Below are 21,609 nucleotides of genomic sequence, written 5' to 3' on the forward strand. Positions count from 1 at the left end.
GCTTGTCGATGATTTTTCTCGTTGCGTTTGGCTTGCGCGACCGCGGCAAGCGGAGCCGAACGGGCGCGCCGCTCATGCCGCCCCATTCTAACACCCGCCGCTGCGACAAACGGACCGCGCGCCGCGTATTGCGCCGCGCTCGCCGCAGCTCGCGCGGACAATGAAAAAGTGTTGACAGGCTCGATCGGCCGTCTATAATGGCGGTCTTTGCAGCACACACCTGCCCAGGTGGCGAAATTGGTAGACGCACTAGGTTCAGGTCCTAGCGGTGGCAACACCGTGGAGGTTCGAGTCCTCTCTTGGGCACCAGATTCAAAGCCAGCGCAAGCTGGCTTTTTTCTTTTGGTGTGAGGCTGCATGCGCCTCGTTGAACACTGTCTTCATGAATTTTTGGTCTCACCCCAAATTTCTATTGACAGAATTCATGAGACGTCTAAAATAGCGGTCTTGCTCGATGCAGCAGTGCCCAGGTGGCGGAATTGGTAGACGCACTAGGTTCAGGTCCTAGCGGTGGCAACACCGTGGAGGTTCGAGTCCTCTCCTGGGCACCATCTCTTCTCGAGCAACACAACGAACCCCGTAACGCATCGCGTACGGGGTTTTTTGTTTTTCGCGCGAGCTGTCCCGCTCGTCCGCGTCACGCGTCAGCACGGCGCACCCCGCGCATACGCCGTCATTGCGACTGCCGTCGATCCATCCGCCCGGCCGCGCGCTCGTCACGCGATCCGGGAGCCTGCCCAGGCCCGCCCACCGCGCAGCTCCGCTCGGGGCGACCGACAGAACGCCTTCCTGACGAACGCATGCTGCGCTCGCACATCGTCCAGCGCGAACGCTCCGATGCAGCGCGTTCGAATCGTCCGTCCGCCTCGCGCGCACGCGGACCGAATCACACGGTCGCGCGGCGCCGAAAGCGCCCCACGCCGCCGTTCCGACGCATCGCATTTGAACTTCTACGCCGGCATTCGTATAACGATCACGTGCCCTACGCACTTTCAGCACACAAATCCAAGGCCCGGCGCAAGCCGGAAAGCCCTTCGCCTCCGCCATGCGCGGCCGCCCGAGCGCTCGACGGATGCATCCCGACCGGAGTCAACTCTTGGCGAATCAGCTCGACAAAATCGAACACATCGTCCATCTGATGCTCGAAAACCGCTCGTTCGATCAGATGCTCGGCTTTCTCTATTCCGACAACGGCAACCAGTCGCCCGCCGGCCAGCCCTTCGACGGACTGACCGGCAACGAATCGAATCCCGACGATCTCGGCCGCCCCGTCGGCGTCTACCGGATCCGGGCGACCGATCCGCATCCGTACCTGATGCCGGGCGCCGATCCCGGCGAAGGCTTTCAGAACACCAACTATCAACTGTTCTCCGACGACAATCCCGCACCCGGCGCGGTGCCGACCAATCAAGGCTTCGTCGTCAACTTCAAGTCGGCGATCGCGACCGATCAATCGCGACACGAGAAAGACGCGCTGCCCGGCACGACGCCCGCGCAGATCATGGGCATGTACACGCCCGAACTGCTGCCCGTGCTGTCGGGGCTCGCGAAAGGCTACGCGGTGTGCGACCGCTGGTTCGCGTCGGCGCCGACGATGACGATGCCGAACCGCGCGTTCGCGCTCGCCGGCACGTCGCAAGGCCATCTCGACGATCACGTGAAGATCTTCACGTGTCCGAGCATCTTCGGGCGGCTGTCGGACCGGGGCGTCGACTGGGCGATCTTCGGCTACAACCGCGATCCGCTCACGCGTCACGATTTTCCCGACACGCAGAACGCCGACGACAGCCACTTCGGCCACTTCCGCGACTTCCAGGCGCGCGCGGCGAACGGCACGCTGCCCGCGTTCACGTTCATCGAGCCGAGCTGGGACGCGAACGGCAACAGCCAGCATCCGAACTACGACGTCGCCGCGGGCGAGCAGCTGATTCACGACGTCTACTACACGCTGCGCAACGGCCCGGCGTGGAACAGCACGCTCCTCGTCATCACGTACGACGAGCACGGCGGCAACTACGACCACGTCCCGCCGCCGTCGGGCGCGGCGCCGCCCGGCGACGGCACCGTCGGCGAATTCGGCTTCGATTTCACGCGCTTCGGCGTGCGCGTGCCCGCCGTGCTCGTCTCGCCGCTCATCGCGGCGGGCACCGTGTTCCGAAGCGCGACGGGCACGATCGATCACACGTCGGTGCTGAAGACGATCAGCGAGCGCTTCGGAACGGCGCCGCTGACGGCGCGCGACCAAGCCGCTCCGTCGCTCGGCGACGTGCTCATGCTCGCGACCCCGCGCGCCGCCGCCGACGATCCGCTGAGCGGCGTGATCGTGCCCGTGTCGACGCTGCTCCATCCGAACGCGGCGAGGCCTTCGAGGCTCGACAAGATCCATGCGGCGCGCGTCGCCGCGCTGCCGCTGCGCAACGAGAAAGGCTATTACGAGGAAGCCGAGGCGCCGCTCGCGTCGACCGCCGAGCTGTCGAACTTCATCCGCGATCGCGGCGCCGCATGGAGCCAGCACCGTCAGCGGCAGCAGCAGCGACTGCAGCAACGGCAACCGCCGCAGCGCAAGCGACGACGCTGAGCGCGGGGGCGCGGCGTCATGCGCTGTCATGCGCTGTCATGCGCTGTCATGCGCTGTCATGCGCTGGCTTGCGCTGGCTTGCGCGGCGGCATGCGAGGCTGAGTGAGGCCCATCACCAAGCGCCACGCGTAGGTGCGAAGCGGCGCGCCGTGGCGTTCGGCGTGTCCGCGACGATGCGTGTGCGATGCAGCCGTCGTGCGTTCGCCTTCAGCCGCGTCGAACAGCATCGCCAGGTGGGTTCTTCGCATCACCCGCAGCACGCCGCCGGCCACGAGCCACATCGCCGAAGCCGACATGCATTCGCCGCAACCGTGTCAGGACGTCGAACGCTGCACGGGGCGGCAAGCGTGACGTCTCGCGCGCCGGACGTGCGTCGAAACGCCGGCCGATGCGCGAAGGCCGAGACACGCGAGCCTCGACGTCACGAGGCGCTTCGAGGTCACGAGGCGCTTCGATGTCGACGCGCCGCCCCACGCGATCGCGCATCGATTCGTTGCTACGTTCGTTTCATATCGTCCGACGAGGGCGCCACCGAGGCCCACGTCGCATCGCAGATCGGCCGCCCTGCGATCTGCTTCTCGAGGAGATTCGAATGACTCGGCTCATGTCATGGACGCGCCGGTTGCTCGGCGCTTCCGGATGCGCGCTGTTGCTCGCGCTGCCGATCGCCGAAGCGGCGCACGCCGATCCGAAGCCAGACGCCTGGCCGACAGCCGCGTTGCCGGATCGAGCGGCCGTCGAAGTGGATGCGTCGCAGTTCCTGCCGCCGGCTCAGCTCGTGCGCTGGCAGATCGACCTCGACCGCCGCGGACTGCGGTCGACCGGCTCGCCCGCGCACGAACGCTACATCGACGCGCTGCGCCGCCGTCTCGCGCGCGCCGGCGTGCCGCAGCTCTATACCGAAGCGGTGACGATGACGCGCTGGACCGCGCGCCACTGGCGGCTCGACGTCGTCGACGGCGCGCCGCCCGAACGCATCGACGTCGCCGGCTACATCCCGTATTCCGGCGATACCGGCCGCGAAGGCGTCGTCGCGCCGATCCGGTATCTCGCGCCGGGACAAGCGCCCGACGCGGACATCGCGGGCAAGATCGCCGTCGTCGAATTGCCCGACGTGCCATTGTCGGGCGCGTTCTTCCACGAGCGCGCGCTGCGCATCTTCGATCCGGACAATGCGTTTCCGCCGTCGGCGCCCTACGTGCGCACGAGCTACATGATCGGCCCGCTCACCGCGATGCTCGACAAGCTGCAGGCCGCGGGCGCGGCCGGCGTCGCGATCGTCGCCGACACGTCCGTCGCCGAGGCGACCGATCTCTACGCGCCGTACGACGGCCAGTTGCGCCGCGTGCCCGGCCTCTTCGTCGATCGCGCGACGGGCGCGAAGCTCGCGGCGCTCGCGGAGCGCCGCGCGACGCTCAGGCTATCGCTCGATGCGAGCATCGAGCGCGTGCGGACCCGCAACCTGATCGGCATCATTCCCGGCGCGACCGACGAGCTGACCGTCGTCAACAGCCATACGGACGGCACGAACGGGATCGAAGACAACGGCCCGAACGCGATCGTCGCGATCGCGCAGTATCTGAGCCGCGTGCCGCGTGAGGCGCTGCCGCGCACGATCATGATCATGCTGTCGAGCGGGCATTTCGCGGGCGGCGTCGGGGTCGAGGATTTCCTCGCTCGCCATGCGCACGACGGCCTCGTCGCACGGATCGCGTGCGTCGTCACGATCGAGCATCTGGGCGCGCAGGAATGGCTGCCGAACGCGCGCGGCGCGCTCGTGCCGACCGGCAAGGCCGAGCCGACGGCGCTGTTCATGCCGACCGTCCCGGCGCTCGTCGACGCGGCCGACGCACTGGTGCGCCGCGCGGACGCGGCGCCGGCGTTCGTGATGCCGCCGCTGAACCCGAGCGGCAGCGGCAGCCCCAACGATGCGGTCTGGCCCGGCGAAGGACAGTACTTCTGGGGCCGCGGGCACGTGCCGACGATCAACTTCATCACAGGCCCGACGTATCTCCTCAACTACGGCGTGACGACCGCGGACAAGATCGACTACGCGCGTCTGCGTCGCGAAATCGCGGCGACGACGCAGACGCTGCTCGATCTGTCGCGCGTGCCCTTCTCCGAGTTGCGCGCGGTGCAGCCGGGGATGCGCGCGGCGACGCCGTGACGCGCGCGGACCGGCGCGCGTGGCGTGACGGCGTGCGAGCGAACGGGTCGAACGGGCATCGGGAAAGCGCAAGCGGAACGAACCGGCGCAGCCCGTCGTCGCGCTGGCCAGCCGCCGCGCGCGCCGGGCACGAACGCGCAGCGGCGACCGATGCCGACGCGTCACGCGCCCGCCGACTCGCCCGCCGCCAGCAGTTGCAGACTCTCGTCGACGCTCAGCTCCGACAGCGCGCCCGCCCGCAGCGCCCCGTCGGCCGCGCGCTGCAGCACGCGCAGCACGCTCGGCTTCAGGCGCACGAACACGAGACGCCAGCCGCGCGCATCGCATTCGGCGGCGAACGTCTTCAGCGCTTCGATCGTCGTGCCGTCGATGTCGGGCGACTCTTCGAGACTCAGCATCACCGTGTGCACGGGCGGCTGCGCGTCGCGCGCGAGATGCCGCACCATGTTCAGCACGCGCTCCGCGTTCGCGAAGAACAGTTGCGCCTCGGGCCGCACGATCAGCACGCCCGGAATCGGCTTCGCGTCCTCGTGCATCGACACGTCGACGAAATCGTGGCTCTCGCGCAGCCGCCCGAGCACGCTCACGTTCGGCTCGGACAGTTGCCGCAGCGTCAGCAGCAGGCTCACGCCGATCGCGGCGAGCAGGCCGTGCAGCACACCCAGCACGATCACGGCCGACAGCGCGGCGATCACGACGATCCGGTCGCGATGCCACATCCAGTATGGCCGGAACACTTCGGGATGCAGCGAATGGCTGACCGCGAAGATCACGATCGCGGCGAGCACGGGCTCCGGGATGCGCGCGAGCTGCGGCAGCAGCAGCCAGACGATCATTGCGATCACGGCTGCCGCGAAGAGGCCCGCCATGCGCGTCTGCGCGCCCGCGGCCTCGTTCGCCGACGTCGCCGAATAGCCGGCGCCGACGGGCATCCCGTGCAGCAGCCCCGACACGAGATTCGCGCAGCCGAGCGCGACGAGATCGCGGTTCGGCGATATCGTGTCGCCGTGCTTCAGCGCGAAGTTGCGTATCGACCCATACGACTCCGCGTACAGGATCAGCATCAGCGCGAAGCCGAACTCGGCCGTCTGCATCCATGCGGAGCGGCCGAGCGCCGGCATCCCGACCGCGAGGTTCTGCAGGTCGATCGTGCCGACGATCGCGATACCGTAGCGATGCCAGTCGATCCAATAGCCGGCCGCGATGCCGAGCACGATGACGACGAGCGTAGCCGGCACGCGCGAGCGCCGTCCGAGCGCGAACAGGATCGCGAGCGCCGTCGCGCCGAGCGCCGCGCTGTGCACGTTGCAATTCGGAATCCCGAGCAACAGGTCGAGCACGACGCGCAGCGTATCGCTGTGATGGATCGGCACGTCGAGAATCTTCGGCAACTGCTTGATGACGATCGTGAGCGCGAGGCCGAACGTGAAGCCGCGCAGCACCGGGCGCGCGATGAAGTCCGACATGCCGCCCAGGCGCGCGGCGCCCGCGAGGATGAACAGGACGCCCGTCGTCGCGACGAGCGCGGCCGCGAGCAGGAGCTGCGCGGCGACGTTCGGCCCTGCTTCGGAGATCACGGTCGCCGCGAGCACGACGGCCGACGACGACGTCGCCGACACGATCGCGAAGCGGCTGCTGCCCGCGATCGCGTAGGCGACGAGCCCGGCCAGGAGCGCGATGAGGCCCGCCTGCGGCGGCAGGTTCGCGAGCCCCGCGTACGCGACCGCCTCGGGAATCAGCAGGCCCGCGATCGACAGTCCGGCGAGCGCATCGAGCACCGTGCGCCGGCCGCGCGGCGTGGGCGGCTCGTCGAGCGCGGCGAAATGCGCGGCGTGCTGCGGCGGCGCATCGAGACGGTTCGAATGACGGTCCATGCGCGTTCCGTGGTGGTGACCCGTGGCTCGGCCGAAAACGCGGCGCTCAGCGCGGCGCCGCGATCACGCCGGACCAGCCCGGCAGATAGCGCGCCTCTTGCGCATGGGCGTGAGCGAGCGCCGCTTCGAGCGCCTTCTCGAAATCCTTGCGGATTTCCGTCAACGCGATTTTCGGGCGCAGGAAATCGGCCCACAGGAATTCGCTGAACGGCGTCGCGTCCTTCGCATAGCCGCCCGCCGTGCGCAGCTCGCCCGCAAGGCTGCGGTAAGGATCGTCCTTCAGGCCGACGAGCGTCTTCGGCAGACGGGCGTAGTCGTGGCGCGCGCCGTTCGCGCCGAACGGATGCACCCACTGGTTGTGCTCCATCATCCGCCAGAAGATCGTCTCGCCGAGCCACGACAAGTCCTTCAGCAGCATCGCCCTCACCTCGCTCACGCCCTCTTCGATGAGCGCGAGCCCGAGATGATGATGATCGGTGATGAAGTACTCGCCGCCCGGCCCGAGCACGGCCGGAAACCAGTGCGACTCGATCGCCGCCTTGCGCGCCTTCTTGCCGAGCGACTTCCAATGCTTGCGCTTCGCCTTCACTTCGCGATAGCCGACCGTGATCTGAGTCGGGCGCAGCGCGTCGAGCTTGGCGGAAATGAGATGCACGTCCTGGCCGATCGTCATGATGGGGCTCCCGAAATCGATTTCGGCAACGATACATGGGATCGGCGTCCGCGTTAATAGCGCATTGCCCCCGAGACTTGCGCAAGGCGCGCTGCCGCACCGCCGCACGATGCGCGGCGCGCGCGCCGCCATCGGCCGCGCGCCGGCGCATCAGCGGCGAGCCGTCAGATCCGCGCGCTCGAGCCGGTGGCGAATGTACGGGATGCCGTCCTGCACGACGCCCACGCGCCGCATCCCGAGCTTGCGCGCGACGTTCAGCGACGCGTCGTTCGCCGCGGCGATATCGGCGACGATGCGCGGCAGCCTGACCGTCCCGAACGCGTGCCCGACGACGCACTGCGCGGCTTCGCTCGCGATCCCGCGCCCCCACGCGGCGCGCATGAGGCGCCAGCCGATCTCGACGTCGCGGCCGCCGTCGACGTAATCGGGAATCAGCAGCGTCCATCCGACGAACCGGTCCGGACGCGCCTTCTCGAAGATCGACCAGTAGCCGAGCCCGGGCGGATACGCACGCGTGATCCGGTGCTCGACGAAACGGCGGTGCTCGGCGGGATCGTCCCATGGACCGGCGATGTGACGCGTCACGTCCGGATCGCGATCCATCGCGATGCATGCGTCGAGATCGGCGAGCACGCGCGGGCGCAGCCACAAGCGGCCGGTTTCGAAAATCGGCAGCGCCGGACGAGCTTGCGAATCCGAATCCATCTGTAAGCACGTGAAAAAAAGAAGACGGCGCCACCTTAGCATCGCTCGCCGCATCGCGGAAACCGGTGCGAATCCCGTCGACTCGCACGACGCAACGCAACCTCGCGCAACCTCGCGTGACATCGCATGAAGCAACGCGGCGCGATGCGTCGACGCAGACGCATCGGCAAACGCATCGATTGCTTGCCGCGCAACAATGTATTTCATAGGGATAAATCCGGATCGGATCGCTCGGAGCCTTCACGCGCGCGATGAGCGGCGTACACTCGCGTTACCGCCTGCGCACAGCGCCAGCCCGGACGGTGCAAGCGACCACGGCGCTTCCCTCTCGAGGAGACCGCCGCCATGACCCTAAGCTGGACGCGGGAACAACGCAACGTCACGATCGCCGCCTATCTCGGCTGGACGCTCGACGCATTCGATTTCTTCCTGATGGTTTTCGTGCTGAAGGACATCGCCGCCGAGTTCAACACGAAAATTCCCGCCGTCGCGTTCGCCATCACGCTGACGCTTGCCGCGCGCCCGATCGGCGCGCTGATCTTCGGCCGCCTCGCCGACCACTTCGGCCGCCGGCCGACGCTGATGATCAACATCGCGTGCTACTCGCTGCTCGAGCTCGCGTCCGGCTTCGCGCCGAGCCTGGCCGCGCTCCTCGTGCTGCGCACGCTGTTCGGCATCGCGATGGGCGGCGAATGGGGCGTCGGCTCCGCACTGACGATGGAGACGATTCCGACGCGCGCGCGCGGCGCCGTATCGGGCCTGCTGCAGGCGGGCTACCCGAGCGGCTATCTGCTCGCATCGGTCGTCTTCGGCCTCTTCTACCAGTACATCGGCTGGCGCGGGATGTTCATGATCGGCGTGCTGCCCGCGCTCCTCGTGCTGTACGTGCGCGCGAAAGTGCCCGAGTCGCCCGCGTGGAAGCAGATGGAAAAGCGCGTGCGCCCGAGCCTCGTCGCGACGCTCAAGCAGAACTGGAAGCTGTCGATCTATGCAGTCGTCCTGATGACCGCGTTCAACTTCTTCTCGCACGGCACGCAGGATCTCTATCCGACCTTCCTGCGCGAGCAGCATCATTTCGACCCGCACACGGTGTCGTGGATCACGATCGTGCTGAACATCGGCGCGATCGTCGGCGGCCTCACGTTCGGCTGGCTGTCCGAGCGGATCGGCCGCCGCCGCGCGATCTTCATCGCCGCGATGATCGCGCTGCCCGTGCTGCCGCTGTGGGCGTTCTCGACCGGCGCGCTCGCGCTGGCCGCGGGCGCGTTCCTGATGCAGATCTCGGTGCAAGGCGCATGGGGCGTGATCCCCGTGCATCTGAACGAGATCTCGCCGGACGAGATTCGCGCGACGTTCCCGGGCTTCGTCTACCAGCTCGGCAATCTGCTCGCATCGGGCAACGCGACGATGCAGGCGCAGCTCGCGGTCAATCACGGCAACGATTACAGCATGGCGCTCGCGACGGTCGCGGGCATCGTCGCCGTCGTCATCTGCGTTTTAATTGTGTTCAGCCGCGAGCGACGCGGAATCGACATGACGCAGGCGGCCGCGATGAGCCCGACGACGGGATAGCCCGGAACGCGGCGGCGCACCATCGCGCAAGCGCGCGTCGGACAGTGCGCAGCGCGTCGTTCATGCTGCATCGCACTGAACGCTCTAGAGGAGTTTGTCCACAAAGAACGCTTGCCGCCACCCCGTGCCGCTTTTTATCTTAATGAAAACGGCTGTTTCAATTACACATTTGAATCGCTTGTTCGCGTACCGGGAAACCGGCAAGGGAGGCGGAACATGGCAGTTCGACAGGCCAGCCGGCAATCCGGCGGGACGAAGGCGCGCATCCTCGATGCGGCCGAAGATCTTTTCATCGAGCATGGCTTCGAAGCGATGTCGATGCGGCAAATCACATCGCGCGCAGCGGTGAATCTTGCCGCGGTCAACTATCACTTCGGCAGCAAGGAAGCGCTCATCCACGCGATGTTGTCGCGGCGCCTCGATCAACTGAACGAGGAGCGCCTGCGCATCCTCGACCGGTTCGATGCGCAACTCGGCGCGCACGTCACGTGCGAGCACGTGCTGGGCGCGATGTTCATTCCGGCGCTGCAGGCGTCGCGCGATCCGCAACGCGGCGGCCGCGCATTCCTCAGGCTTATCGGCCGCGCGTACACCGATCCGTCGGCGTTCGTGCGCAATTTCCTGACCGCGCACTACGCGACCGTCGCCGGCCGCTTCTTCGACGCGTTCCAGCGCGCGCTGCCGAACCTGCCGCGCGCGGAGCTCGGCTGGCGGCTGCACTACGCGATCGGCGCGCTGTCGGGCGCGCTCGCGGGCGCGGAGACCGAAAGCCTCATCGACGAATTCACGCAAGGCCGCACGATGAACGACGTGCAGATGATCGCGCGGCTGTCGTCGCTGATCGTCGCCGCGTTGAGGGCGCCGATGCCCGACGCGACGCAGCTCACGATCTTCGCGTCGGTGCTCGACGGCGCAGCGGCCGCAGCCGGCGCGACACAGCCGGCCGAGCCGCTCGCGGCAATCGCGCCGTCTGTCGTTTCGGCGCCAGTCGTTTCCGCGCCGTCGGCGCCCGCTGTCGCGCCCGCGATCGCACCGGTCTCCGTTTCGGCGCCCGCGGCGGACATCGCGCCGCCGGCGTCCGTCGCCCCGGCGTCCGTCGCGCCGATGCCGGCGACACCGCGCACCGAAGCGGTCGCGGCCGAGCCGGTCGTCGCGGCCGCGCACGAATCCCACGCGACCTGAGGTCGCGCGCAGCGCGTCACGGCCGAGCGGCGCGCGGCCGATCGCGGCGGCGCCGGGTCCGTCGCGATCCGACGCGCCGCTTCCGTCGCACACCCCAGCAACGCATCGCGCGGCGCGTCAAGCGCCGCGCCGCCGACGCCCGCGCGTCGGCCCATCACAACGATTCAGGAGACAAGCGATGACCGCCCCCGTTGCGCCCGCCCACGCCCACGCCCAAGCGCCGAACACCGATGGCATCTGGTACGCGTCGTACCCCGCCGGCGTGACGCACGACATCGACGTCGCGCAATACCGATCGCTTGCCCAGTACTTCGACGATTGCACGACGCGCTACGCGGACCGCGTCGCATTCATCAGCGCGGGCGCGCGCATGACCTACGCGACGCTCGCGCGCAAGGCGGCCGCGTTCGCGTCGTATCTGCAGAGCCTCGGCGTGAAGCCCGGCGACCGCGTCGCGATCATGCTGCCGAACACGTTCCAGTATCCGGTCACGCTGTTCGGCGCGCTGAAGGTGGGCGCGATCGTCGTCAACGTGAATCCGCTCTACACGGTGCGCGAGCTCGCGCATCAGTTGAAGGACAGCGGCGCGCAGACGATCGTCGTGTTCGAGAACTTCGCGAAGACGCTGCAGGAAGCACTGCCCGAAACGCAGATCAAGCACGTCGTCGTGACCGCGCTCGGCGACCTGCTCGCCGACGGCCTCAATCCGAAAGGCCGTCTGATCAACTTCGTGCTCAAGCACGTGAAGAAGCTCGTGCCGCCGTACCGGCTGCCGCAGGCCGTGCGTCTGCGCGCGGCGCTCGCGGCAGGCGCGCGCCGCGCGCCGACGCCCGTCGCGCTCGGGCACGACGACCTCGCGTTCCTGCAGTACACGGGCGGCACGACGGGCGTCGCCAAAGGCGCGATGCTCACGCACGGCAATCTGATCGCGAACCTGCTGCAGGCGAAGGCGTGGATCGAGGATCAGCTCACCGGCGACGTCGAGACGGTGCTCACGCCGCTGCCGCTCTATCACATCTATTCGCTGACGGTGAATGCGTTCATCTTCCTCGGCCTCGGCGGGCGCAACATCCTGATCGCGAACCCGCGCGACACGAAGACGATGATGAAGATCCTGCGCCACGAGACCTTCACGGGCATCACCGGCATCAACACGCTCTACAACGCGTTCCTCGACAACGAGGAATTCCGCAAGCGCGACTTCTCGAAGCTCAAGCTCGCGATGGCGGGCGGCATGGCGATGCAGCGCGCGGTCGCCGAACGCTTCGAGCAAGTGACCGGCTGCCCGATCGTCGAAGGCTACGGGCTCACCGAGTGCTCGCCGATCGTCACGATGAATCCGTACGACGCGAACGAGAAGCGCTCGTTCAGCGGCTCGATCGGGCTGCCCGCGCCGTCGACGCTCGTGCGCTTTCGCAAGGAGGACGGCGGGTGGGCGAACGTCGGCGAGCCGGGCGAGCTGTGCGTGCACGGCCCGCAGGTGATGCGCGGCTACTGGCAGCGCGCCGACGAGACCGCGAAGGTGATCGACGCCGACGGCTGGCTCGCGACAGGCGACATCGGCGTGATGGACGAAAAAGGCTTCATCCGCCTGATCGACCGCAAGAAGGACATGATTCTCGTGTCGGGCTTCAACGTATATCCGAACGAGATCGAAGACGTGCTCGTGTCGCATCCGGGCATCCGCGAGGCGGCGGCGATCGGCATTCCCGATCCCGTGCACGGCGAGCGCATCAAGGTGTTCGTCGTGCCGCGCGATCCGTCGCTGACGGTCGAAGCAGTGCTCGCGCACTGCCGCAAGAACCTGACGGGCTACAAAATGCCGAAGGCGGTCGAGTTCCGCGACGCGCTGCCGCAGACCAACGTCGGCAAGATCCTGCGCCGCGCGCTGCGCGACGAGGAACTCGCGAAGCTCGCGAACGCGCCGGCGAATCCGTCGGCGAAGCACTGATACTAAAACGAAAACGCCACTACACGATTTCTGGACCGCTTCCTGGGAGGAATGCATGTCGTACGCTTCGCTGCAATACCAGCCCTCGTCTTCGCGAACACGGTTCGCGCGGCGCTGCCTCGCCACCGCCTCGGCCTTGGGCGCGCTCGCGCTCGTGCTCGCCAACGGCGCCGCGCACGCGCAGGCCAACGCCGAAGCGCCCGCCGCCGTCGAATCCGGCGCGGCGGATGCCGCGCTTCCGCCCGAGCTCGCGAAGGTCGCGAAGCTGCCCGTCGACCAGCAGGTACGCTGGTTGCGCGCGAGCGCGCGCCAGGGCGCGCTCGAGAAGCTCGACGATGCGACGCTCACCGCGCTCTTCAAGTCGCTCGATCCGCAGACGGTGCCCGATTACGTCGCGGCGGGACCGATCGGCTATCCGTCGTACGAATTCACGATGCTGCGCCAGGAGCGCATCAGCGGCAAATGGTCGGATACGCCCGACCACATGTTCATCAAGGTGACGCGCGGGCCGCTGCGCGTCTACGCGAAGTGGCTGCCGGACGGCGCGCATTCGGGCCAGGAGGTGATCTACGACTCGACGAAGCGCGCCGACGAGATGTACGGCCACCTGGGCGGCCTGCTCGGCAAGGTGCCGATGTGGACGTCGCTCGACGGCGCCCTCGCCCGCGCGCAGTCGAACCATCAGGCGCGCGATCTCGGCACCGAGTTCATCGCGAACCTCTATCTGAGCGAAGCGAAGAAATACCGCGAGGCCGGCGTGCTGAAGCCGGCGCACGTCGAGGCGAAGACGATCAAGGGCGTGCGCGTCGTCGCGCTCACCTACGAAACGCCCGGCGGCCGGCCGCAGTTCTACGCGAAGAAGGAAACGCTCGGGCTCGATCTGCGGCAGCCGTACTTCCGCACCGTCGAATCGTTCGACAACGACGGGCGCGTGTTCGAGCGGATCGTGTTCGAGAAGATCACGCCGAAGTCGTTCGACGAAACGGCGTTCGATCCGAAGAATCCCGATTACAAGTTCTGATCCGTCATCGTTTCGTCATGAACGGCGACGAGCAATCGACGCAAAAAAAGCCGCGCGGCCTTCCGGCTCGCGCGGCATTTCGCTGCGGCGGCGCTTCGGCCGGCCGAGGCGGCCAACCGTCACGCAATCGACTCGATCAGTCGTCGTCGTGATGGCGGCGCCACCGTCGCTCGTGCCGGTGGCGCTCCCAGCGGTCTTCATCGTCGTCGCCGCGCCATTCGTATCCACCGTACGCCGGATACCCGACGATCGCCGGTTGGGGCGCGACGTAGACGGGCTGCGGCGCCACATAGACAGGCGCGACCGGCACGCCGAGCCCGATCGACAGGTCGACGCCGCCCGCCGTCGCGGCGCCCGATGCGGCGAGCGCCGCGACGCCCAGCATCGTGATCGTCAGCATTTTTTTCATGTTCGTCACCTCGTTTCGCCGGCCCGGCCGGCTTCGTGAACGCACTCTAGCGGACCTGCGCGGCAGCAGGTGCAACGGCCGTGCGAGAGCTGTAACCCGACGTAACGAAAGTGCGGCCAAACGCGCTTTAGCCGATCGGACGGATCGCGCAAATGCACGAGAGCGTCTATAGTGGGTAACGGTTGGACACAAACGCTCGCGCGCGCATCGGGTTCGAACAGGGTAAAATCCCGCAAAACGCTGTGTAAGTTCGCATGCGGCGAAACGCATAACTCTTAATTGACGCCGGCACCTGCCGCTTTTTAATGGCCAATCCTGCAGAATCCCATCCGCAAAACGACTTCATCAATGCCGCGCGCAAGGAACGCAAGCGCGTCGAAATCTATCTCGTCAACGGTATTCGCCTGACGGGGTGCATTGAGTCGTTCGACCAGTACCTGGTGATGCTGCGCACGCCCGTCGGCCTGCAAGGCATCTATAAACGCGCCATCTCGACAATCCAGCTCGACACGGGCGGCTCCCGTCCGGGCGGCCCGCGCGGTCCGCGTCCGGGCGGCCCGCACGGCGGCGGCGGCCGCTCCGGCGGGCGCGAAGGCGGCGGCCACGGTCCGTACGGCTCGCACGGCGGCTCGCGGGAGCCGCGCGGCGACGGCGGCGGCTATGGCTCCCGCGAATCCCGCGACGGCGGCGGCTATGGCTCCCGCGAACCCCGCGGCGATGGCTACGGCGCGCGCGAGCCGCGTGAACCGCGCGAGCCCCGTGAATCGTACGGCGCGCCGCGCGAGCCGCAAGACGGTGTGTCGACGCCGTCCGGCACGCAGGAGCGCAACGGCAACGGCCCCGTGATCGTCACGCGCCGCCGCCGCTCGCTCGGTCCGACCGACGGCCAATAAGCGCCTCCGTCCATACGAAAAGGGCAAGCCGGTGAACGGCTTGCCCTTTTCTCATCGCGCTTCGGGAGCGCGCGCGTCGCGGCGCAAGCCGGCGCTTGCCCGTAGCGGGGCCGTCCGGTCCCGCCCCGCCCCATTTGTGATCACCGTACTCTCGGCAATCCGGCGTCAGCCTGCCTTTGCAGCGAGCGCACCTGATGCTGCAGCTTGCGCAGCTGATCCTGCAGCTCGTTCTTCTGCGCCTGCAGCGCGGCGGCCTCGTCGAGCTTGTCCTTCTGCCGGCTCGCGACGGCCGCCCGCTGCTCGCGCGCAATGTTCAGATCCGCCTGCAGCCGGTTCGCCCGCTCCTGCGCGGCAGCGATCTGCCGGTCCGTCTGCGCCTTCTGCGACTCGAGCTTCGCCGCCTGAAGCTCGCTCACGGCGAGATTCTCGGACTGCTTCGCGAAATCGCGGTAGACCGCTTCCGCGCGCGCATCGTTCGCCGTCTTGATCACGCGCCAGAATGCCTTCTGCTGGAACAGCGCGACGAAGTACGTGCCTTCCTTGACATTGAGCAGCAGGCTCGCGCCGTAGCTGCCGTTGTACGTCGTGCGCATTTCGGTCAGCTCGCGCGCCTGGATCTGCCGCTGCAGTTCGTCGATCGTGCTCTGCCCGTTCGCGTCGACACTCGCGGCCGTCGGCGCGCTCGGCGCCGACAGATTGACGACGGCCGGCGCCGAAACGGCCGATGCCGCCGGCGCGGCGGACGCCGTCAACGCGCCGCCGTCGCCATCCAATGCCTGCGCATGCGCGCCGCAGAGGCCGCCCGCCGCCGCGATCGCGACGAAGACGCGCCCCATTCCCCGTATGTGGCTCATTGTGTTTTTCCTGCTTCGATGTGTTGTAGTTTTTCGAATGCATGTTTGCCGGCCGCTTCGCAGCCGCTCTTCACTCGCTTTCCCGTGCTTCAGGCTCCTCGTCGAAAATCTGGTATTTACGCATCTTTTCCCACAGCACCTTGCGGCTGATCCCGAGATGCTGCGCGGTATCCTGCCGACGCCAACCGTTTGCGTCAAGCGCGGCGATCACGCGGCTGCGCTCGGCCATGTCCCACTTGCTGCGATCGACGAACACGTCGGGCGCGCTCTCGGCCGGCACCGGCTGCGCGGCGCTGCGCGCGTGCGCAACGAGCCGCTGCAGCCGCGCCGTGTCCCAGCCGCCCGTCTGCCTGACCGTCACGCCGACCCGTTCGGCCAGATTGCGCAATTCGCGCACGTTGCCGGGGAAGTACGAATCGGCGACCGCTTCGGCGAGCCAGTAAGGCAGCTCCGGCAGCGCCGCGAGTCGATCCTCGCCGACGACCGACGCGACGAACGACTTGAAGAGCGCGATCTTGTCGACGGGACCGCGCTCCTCGAGCGACGGGATGCTGAGCTCGATCACCGCGAGCCGGTAGTATAGGTCCGCGCGAAAGAGGCCGTCCTTGACGAGCTGCGGCAGTTTCTTGTTGCTCGCCGCGACGAGCCGGAAGTCGACCTTGACGGACGCCGTTGCGCCGACCCGCAGCACCGCGCCGTCCTCGAGCACGCGCAGCAGCTTGACCTGCTGATAGAGCGGCAGGTCGCCGACTTCGTCGAGAAAGAGCGTGCCGCCCGCGGCCTGCTCGAAATAGCCCTTGTGCGTGCCGACCGCGCCCGTAAACGAGCCCTTCGCGTGCCCGAAGAACAGCGATTCGAACAGGCCGTCCGGAATCGCGCCGCAGTTGACCGGCACGAATTCGCCCATGCAGTAGCGCGAGTGCTTCTCGTGCAGCAGCTGCGCGATCCGCTCCTTGCCGACGCCCGTCTCGCCGTGCAGCAGCACGTTCGTGTCGCAGTCGGCGAACGTGTCGACTTCCTGCAGCAGCGCCTGCATGCACTCGGAATGCGCGACGAGCGCGCTCGACTCGAGCGTCTTCGCCGCATGCGCGCGCAGTTGGACCGCGAGCTTCGAGATCATCCCGCGCAACTCCGCGCACGTGAAGTCGAGCGGCAGGACATGCGAATACTCGGGCGGGTACAGCGACGGATCGTGATCGCGCGCCGCGCCGACCCAGACGACCGGCATGCCGAAGTCCGACTGCCAGCTGCGAAGGAACGCCGCGCCGCTTTCGATCATCGTGACGCTGATGATCGCGAGCGACGGCCGCATCGCGGTCCGCTCGGGCGACAGCACCTCGTTGTCGGCGCGGATCACCTCGACTTCGAAGCTCGACATGCAGCGCGCGACCCGGTCGACGATGTCGGCCTTGCCCTCCCAGACGTACAGGTCGAGTCCTTCGATTGCGTTCGTGTTTCTCATCGTTATCGTGACTTCTTCAATAAACCGTTTGCGCGGTGCCGCAGGTCAGCGCCTCGTTGTGGACCGTGGCCGCGCCGACCTGCACGCCGAGCAGATTCAAAAGCGGCACGACGACCTGGTCGAGCGAGCTCAGCACGGGGCCGAGCAGGTTCAGGAGAACCGTCACCACCGGATTGAGCGTGCTGCCGACCGACACCGACACGCCAAGCACGTAGAGCGTGAGGCCGTTCGGCCCCGTCAGCGATTGCGCGGCGCCCGACAGCGCGTTCGCGAGCACCGAGCCCACCGCGTTCGAATTCGTCGTCTGATAGTCGTCGGCGTCGCCCGTCACGCCGTTGAACGTCAGCGTCGCCGCATTGGACTGCGGCACCACGACGGGCAGCGCGAGCGCCGACTTGATCTGCAGCAGCGGCGCGCTCAGCACGCCGACCGTCGCGAGCGTAGCGGGCACGTTGCACGCGAACGTCTGCTGCGCGGGGAGATCCGTCGGCACGTCACCGACGCACAGGTTCGCGAGGCCCGGCTGCACGACGATCGCCGCGCGGCTCGACGCGGCGGTCGCCGCGCAGCTCGTCGATTGCAGCCACGCGGAGCCCGTCGCGACCTGCAGCGTGAGCGGCAAGTTCAGATTGACCTGGATGAGGCCGTTGATGAGGCTCACGAGTGGCGCTAGCGGAAACAGCACGCCGGTGGGCGACAGATTTGCCGTGCCGAGACTCACATTCACATACAAGCGAATCTGCGCATTGTTAGCCTGCGTGCGCCACGCCCCCGTCTTCGGATCCATGCCCGACTCGCCGATCGCGATCGACGGCGGCTCGATGATCTGCAACTTGAGCGTCGCGCCCTGCCCGGCGAGCTGCAGGCCCGTCGCGACATCCACCGCGGGCTTGCCGGCCGCCGCGACTTCCGCCGCGACCATCAGCGCGTCGAACACGTTGATCTTCGCGTCGGCGGCCGCCTGCGTGTCGGACAAGCCGAGCGCGAACACGCCGGGCCCGCCCGACTGGCTGCCGATGCTGAATTTCCCGCCGCCCAGATTCGCGCCGACGATCGTCTGCAGCGCGGCGACGCTCGCCTGAAGGTTCGCGTTCACGACCTGGGTGCGCGACAGCGCGGTCAGCGTCAGTTGCGCGAACTGACCCGCCGTCACCTGCGTCGACAGCAGTTCGTTGACCGTCAGCACGTTCGCGGCCGCCATCAGGTCGCCGAGCTTGATCTGCGTCGACGCGAGCGCCTGGTACGACAGCACGCTCAAGCTCAGATTCGCGCCGAGCAGCGCGTTCAGCACGTTGTTCACGAGGCCGCCCTGCAGGCTCGCGAGCGTCGTGCCGACCGTGAACTGATCGATGTTGGTCGCCTTCGCGGTCGACGTCGCGCTCACCGTGCGCGACGGGCCGAGGAAGAAGTACGGCACGCTCTGCGTCGCCGTCACCTGCACCGCGTTCAGCGGCGTCGACGCCGTGTTGAAATAGCTCGGCCCCGCGTTGCTCTGCGTGTCCCAGCGCCCGCACGAAAGCGTGAGCGTGTTGCCGCTCTTCGCCGGATCGAAGCCGTTCGAGCGCGCGTTCGCGTTCGCGGCGGCGGCAGGCTGCGTGCACTGGTCGTCCATCTTCTGCGCGGCGGCGAGCGCCGCCATGTCGGCGACCCGCTGCAAGTCGCGGCGCGCGAAGAACACGTTGCCGATGTCGACCGCGCCGAGCGCGGCGATCGCGACGAGCATCCAGATCGCCGCGACGACGGCGAACGAACCGCGTTCGCGCGCGATCGTCCGGCGTTCGCGCGCGAACGGTCGGCGATCGGCGCAACGGCGAGCTAACGGCATGCGAGCCTCACTGAGAACGCGACGCCGGCGTGAGGAGGAAGTCCGCCCCGCCGCTGCCGCCGCCGCTCATGCTCGCCGCCGATCCATAGAACGCCGGGATCTTCGTCTTGAACGAATCGAGATAGCGCGCGTACGCGATCGACGCCGCCTCGCCGATCATCGGCTGCGACGGCCCCGCGTCGCGGTTGCTCGCCTGCCATTCGAGCCACGTGTGCGTCGCATGGCCGATTTCCGATGCGGGGGGCGTCGCGCCTTGCGGCGATTGCGCGCGGGCGGCCCCCGCCGCGCCCGCGAGCGCCCCCGCCAGCGCGAGCGTTGCGCAAAGCGCGCGGCTGCGTCCAGGTCGGGCCGCGGCGGTCTTGGTGTGGTCATGCGTCGTCATGTCGGCTCCGTGTCACATCTGTCATTGCGAGAATCGCTGCAAGAGCGGCACCGTCGGCTCGAAGCTCGACGCGGATGCGGACGCCACGGGCGCGGGCGTCCCCGCGACGGCCGTTGCGCCCTTGCCGCCGGCCGCGCCAATCGAACTTGTCGCACTTGTCGCACTTGTCGCACTTGTCGCACTTGTCGCGCCCAACGTCCCGGCGCCGATCCCCGCCATATTGGCGCCGCCCGCCGCGCTCGCCGGGCCGGTCGCGTTCGGCGCGCCCGGACGCGCGAGCGCGCGCTGCCGCACGCGCGACGCGGCCGCGATCTTCGTCGCGTCGTTGCGAATTTCCGTGCGCACCGCGGGCGCGAGCTTCAGCTGATTCATCAGGCCGAGCGCGTCGCGCGTCTGCCCCGTCGCGAGCAGGAAGAGCGCGAGGTTGCTCAGGATCTTCGGATTGTTCTGGTCGAGCTCGGCCGCCTTCATCAGCGGCACGCGCGCGCCCGCGACGTCGCCGCTGCGCATCCGCGCATAGGCGAGATCGGACAGCGTCAGCGAATCGGTCGGCGCAAGCGCCGTCGCCTGCGTGAGCGCCTGCGACGCGGCGTCGAAATCGCCCGACGCGCCGGACAGCAGGCCGAGCCCGCGATAGCCGCGCGCGGCGAGCGGCGTGTTCAGCAACTGCCTGTACGCAACCGTGCTCGCAGCCGCCTGATCGGTCGCGCGCAGCGCGTCCGCACGCAGCAGGATCGTGTCCGGCGACGCGCCGTACTGCTTCTCGTACGCATCGATGTGCGCGAGCGATGCGTAATAGAGCCCTTGCGACTGCATCCGGCCGATCAGCCCGAGATACATGCCGGGCGTGTCGGGCGGCGCGTTCTTGTCGGCCGCGGCCTGCATCAGCGCCGCGCGCTCGGCCTGCGCGCCGATTCCGTATCCCGACTCCTTGAACGAGCCGCACGCGGCAAGCGACAGCGCAAGCATCGCGAGCGCCGCCGCCGTCATCGGAGAAAAGCTGCTTCGTCTCATGTCGTTCCTTCCTTCGTTGCGCGCCGGCTAACGGCGCGCGGCCGTGAGCGCGTGCGCCACGGCGAGCATTCCCGGCCCCGCCGTCACGATGAAGAGCGCGGGCAGCAGCGTGACGATCATCACGCCCGTCATCTTCACGGTGAGGCGGCCGATCCGCTCGCGCAGCATCGCGCGCCGCACTTCGCGCAGCCGGTCGCCGAACTGCTTGAGCGGCTCCTGCACCGCGCCGCCGTGCTTGTCGACCTGGATCAGCAGGCGCACGATCGCGCGCAGATCCTCGTTGTCGAAGCTCGTCGCGAGGCGCTGCAGCGACTGCTCGCGCGTGCGGCCCGCGACGAACTGCCGCTGCGCGATCCCGAGTTCCGACGACAGCACGGGCAGCATCCCCTTGAAGTCGTTCGTGACGACCTGGATGCTCTGGTCGAGCGACAGCCCGACGCCCTGCAAGAGCCGCAGCATGTCGACGAGGAGCGGCATCTCGTCGACGACGGACTGGCGGCGCGCGGCCGCGCGGCGGCGCACGTAGATCTTCGGCAGCATGAAGCCGACGATGACGGACAGCGCGACCCACGCGCTCAGATGCGTGGCGACCGTCTCGTCGCCGACGATCGCGACGGCGGCCGGCAGCGCGATCCCGCACGCGATCCGCGCGCTCAGGAAAATGCCGCGCGTGTGCGCGTCGACGTACCCGCACTGCTCGAGCAGCATCCGGTCCTCGTCGGCGACGATCTGCTTGCCGAGCCGCGTATCCAGCAATCGCATCCCGAGCTTGCCCGCGCGGTCGAGCAACGTGGCGAAGCGCGGCCGGCGCTCGGCGGGCGCCGCATCCGCGGCGGGCGGACGCGCCGCGCCGGTCGCGGCCGCGGCGCCCGCCGTCGCCCGCGCGGCGGCCGCTTCCAGCGCGGCCGCGCGCTGGTCGAGCGCGTCGGCGAGCGTGCGGCCGGTGCGCTGCGCGAGCACGATCCGCATGATCGCGAGCACGGCGAGCATCAGCACGCCGAGTGCGCCGAGTGCGAGCGCGATTGCGCCGAGGCGGCTGGGATCCAT

18 protein-coding genes and 2 tRNA genes are annotated in these 21,609 nt (G+C 68.1%); 9 read left to right on the forward strand and 11 right to left on the reverse strand.

Annotated elements, in window-relative coordinates; all coding sequences use genetic code 11:
• The first annotated feature begins 222 nt into the window (after positions 1-222).
• The 3 genes from BG90_RS17635 to BG90_RS17645 all read left to right on the forward strand — a co-directional run bounded on the left by BG90_RS17635 (position 223) and on the right by BG90_RS17645 (position 2,578).
• Positions 223-309 (forward strand) — tRNA-Leu (locus tag BG90_RS17635).
• A gap of 155 nt (positions 310-464) precedes the next feature.
• Positions 465-551: transfer RNA gene (locus BG90_RS17640), tRNA-Leu, on the forward strand.
• A 545-nt stretch (positions 552-1,096) separates the two neighbouring features.
• Positions 1,097-2,578, forward strand: coding sequence for an alkaline phosphatase family protein (locus BG90_RS17645; RefSeq protein ID WP_010115658.1), 1,482 nt, complete (start codon positions 1,097-1,099; stop codon positions 2,576-2,578).
• 56 nt (positions 2,579-2,634) lie between these two features.
• Here BG90_RS17645 and BG90_RS17650 read toward each other — a convergent pair whose 3' ends face one another.
• Positions 2,635-2,874, reverse strand: a complete 240-nt coding sequence (locus BG90_RS17650; protein WP_010115659.1) for a hypothetical protein — start codon at positions 2,872-2,874, stop codon at positions 2,635-2,637.
• A gap of 296 nt (positions 2,875-3,170) precedes the next feature.
• Here BG90_RS17650 and BG90_RS17655 point away from each other — a divergent pair, with 296 nt between their 5' ends.
• On the forward strand, positions 3,171-4,745 hold the full coding sequence (locus BG90_RS17655) for a zinc-binding metallopeptidase family protein (RefSeq protein WP_038800764.1): 1,575 nt from the start codon (positions 3,171-3,173) through the stop codon (positions 4,743-4,745).
• A gap of 161 nt (positions 4,746-4,906) precedes the next feature.
• On the opposite strand, the gene BG90_RS17660 is transcribed toward BG90_RS17655, so the two are convergent.
• From BG90_RS17660 to BG90_RS17670, 3 genes are all read right to left on the reverse strand, one after another.
• A complete protein-coding gene (locus BG90_RS17660) occupies positions 4,907-6,619 on the reverse strand; it encodes a SulP family inorganic anion transporter (protein ID WP_010115662.1) in 1,713 nt (570 codons plus the stop codon).
• 46 nt (positions 6,620-6,665) lie between these two features.
• Positions 6,666-7,292: a ParB-like protein gene (locus tag BG90_RS17665; protein WP_010115663.1), complete on the reverse strand. Its 627-nt coding sequence runs from the start codon at positions 7,290-7,292 to the stop codon at positions 6,666-6,668.
• A 150-nt stretch (positions 7,293-7,442) separates the two neighbouring features.
• Positions 7,443-7,997: a GNAT family N-acetyltransferase gene (locus BG90_RS17670; protein WP_010103989.1), complete on the reverse strand. Its 555-nt coding sequence runs from the start codon at positions 7,995-7,997 to the stop codon at positions 7,443-7,445.
• A gap of 345 nt (positions 7,998-8,342) precedes the next feature.
• Between BG90_RS17670 and BG90_RS17675 the strand changes: the two genes are divergently transcribed.
• From BG90_RS17675 to BG90_RS17690, 4 genes are all read left to right on the forward strand, one after another.
• Positions 8,343-9,569 (forward strand): MFS transporter, encoded by a 1,227-nt coding sequence (locus BG90_RS17675; protein WP_010103991.1) that lies wholly within the window; start codon positions 8,343-8,345, stop codon positions 9,567-9,569.
• A 216-nt stretch (positions 9,570-9,785) separates the two neighbouring features.
• Positions 9,786-10,751 carry a TetR/AcrR family transcriptional regulator gene (locus tag BG90_RS17680; protein WP_038802582.1) on the forward strand — a complete coding sequence of 322 codons (966 nt, stop codon included), beginning with the start codon at positions 9,786-9,788 and terminating at the stop codon, positions 10,749-10,751.
• 178 nt (positions 10,752-10,929) lie between these two features.
• Positions 10,930-12,702, forward strand: a complete 1,773-nt coding sequence (locus tag BG90_RS17685) for an AMP-binding protein (RefSeq protein ID WP_045568254.1) — start codon at positions 10,930-10,932, stop codon at positions 12,700-12,702.
• A 55-nt stretch (positions 12,703-12,757) separates the two neighbouring features.
• The gene (locus BG90_RS17690; RefSeq protein WP_025989828.1) at positions 12,758-13,723 is read left to right on the forward strand and encodes a DUF1571 domain-containing protein; all 966 of its coding nucleotides are present in this window, start codon (positions 12,758-12,760) and stop codon (positions 13,721-13,723) included.
• A gap of 136 nt (positions 13,724-13,859) precedes the next feature.
• On the opposite strand, the gene BG90_RS17695 is transcribed toward BG90_RS17690, so the two are convergent.
• Positions 13,860-14,132 (reverse strand): hypothetical protein, encoded by a 273-nt coding sequence (locus BG90_RS17695; RefSeq protein ID WP_025989829.1) that lies wholly within the window; start codon positions 14,130-14,132, stop codon positions 13,860-13,862.
• A 305-nt stretch (positions 14,133-14,437) separates the two neighbouring features.
• On the opposite strand from BG90_RS17695, the gene hfq reads away from it, so the two are divergent.
• Positions 14,438-15,025, forward strand: coding sequence for an RNA chaperone Hfq (gene hfq / locus BG90_RS17700; protein WP_045568255.1), 588 nt, complete (start codon positions 14,438-14,440; stop codon positions 15,023-15,025).
• 140 nt (positions 15,026-15,165) lie between these two features.
• On the opposite strand, the gene BG90_RS17705 is transcribed toward hfq, so the two are convergent.
• The 6 genes from BG90_RS17705 to BG90_RS17730 form a co-directional block, all read right to left on the reverse strand.
• On the reverse strand, positions 15,166-15,861 hold the full coding sequence (locus BG90_RS17705; RefSeq protein ID WP_010104017.1) for a DUF2968 domain-containing protein: 696 nt from the start codon (positions 15,859-15,861) through the stop codon (positions 15,166-15,168).
• Between the two features lie 88 nt (positions 15,862-15,949).
• Positions 15,950-17,341 carry a sigma 54-interacting transcriptional regulator gene (locus BG90_RS17710; RefSeq protein WP_010104018.1) on the reverse strand — a complete coding sequence of 464 codons (1,392 nt, stop codon included), beginning with the start codon at positions 17,339-17,341 and terminating at the stop codon, positions 15,950-15,952.
• 16 nt (positions 17,342-17,357) lie between these two features.
• The gene (locus BG90_RS17715) at positions 17,358-19,166 is read right to left on the reverse strand and encodes a TadG family pilus assembly protein (RefSeq protein ID WP_010115671.1); all 1,809 of its coding nucleotides are present in this window, start codon (positions 19,164-19,166) and stop codon (positions 17,358-17,360) included.
• Positions 19,167-19,173: 7 nt separating this feature from the next.
• On the reverse strand, positions 19,174-19,548 hold the full coding sequence (locus BG90_RS17720) for a DUF3613 domain-containing protein (RefSeq protein ID WP_045568256.1): 375 nt from the start codon (positions 19,546-19,548) through the stop codon (positions 19,174-19,176).
• 21 nt (positions 19,549-19,569) lie between these two features.
• A complete protein-coding gene (locus tag BG90_RS17725) occupies positions 19,570-20,562 on the reverse strand; it encodes a tetratricopeptide repeat protein (protein ID WP_025989830.1) in 993 nt (330 codons plus the stop codon).
• Between the two features lie 27 nt (positions 20,563-20,589).
• Positions 20,590-21,609, reverse strand: coding sequence for a type II secretion system F family protein (locus BG90_RS17730; RefSeq protein ID WP_045568336.1), 1,020 nt, complete (start codon positions 21,607-21,609; stop codon positions 20,590-20,592).

This window comes from Burkholderia oklahomensis C6786, assembly GCF_000959365.1.
Classification (GTDB): domain Bacteria; phylum Pseudomonadota; class Gammaproteobacteria; order Burkholderiales; family Burkholderiaceae; genus Burkholderia; species Burkholderia oklahomensis.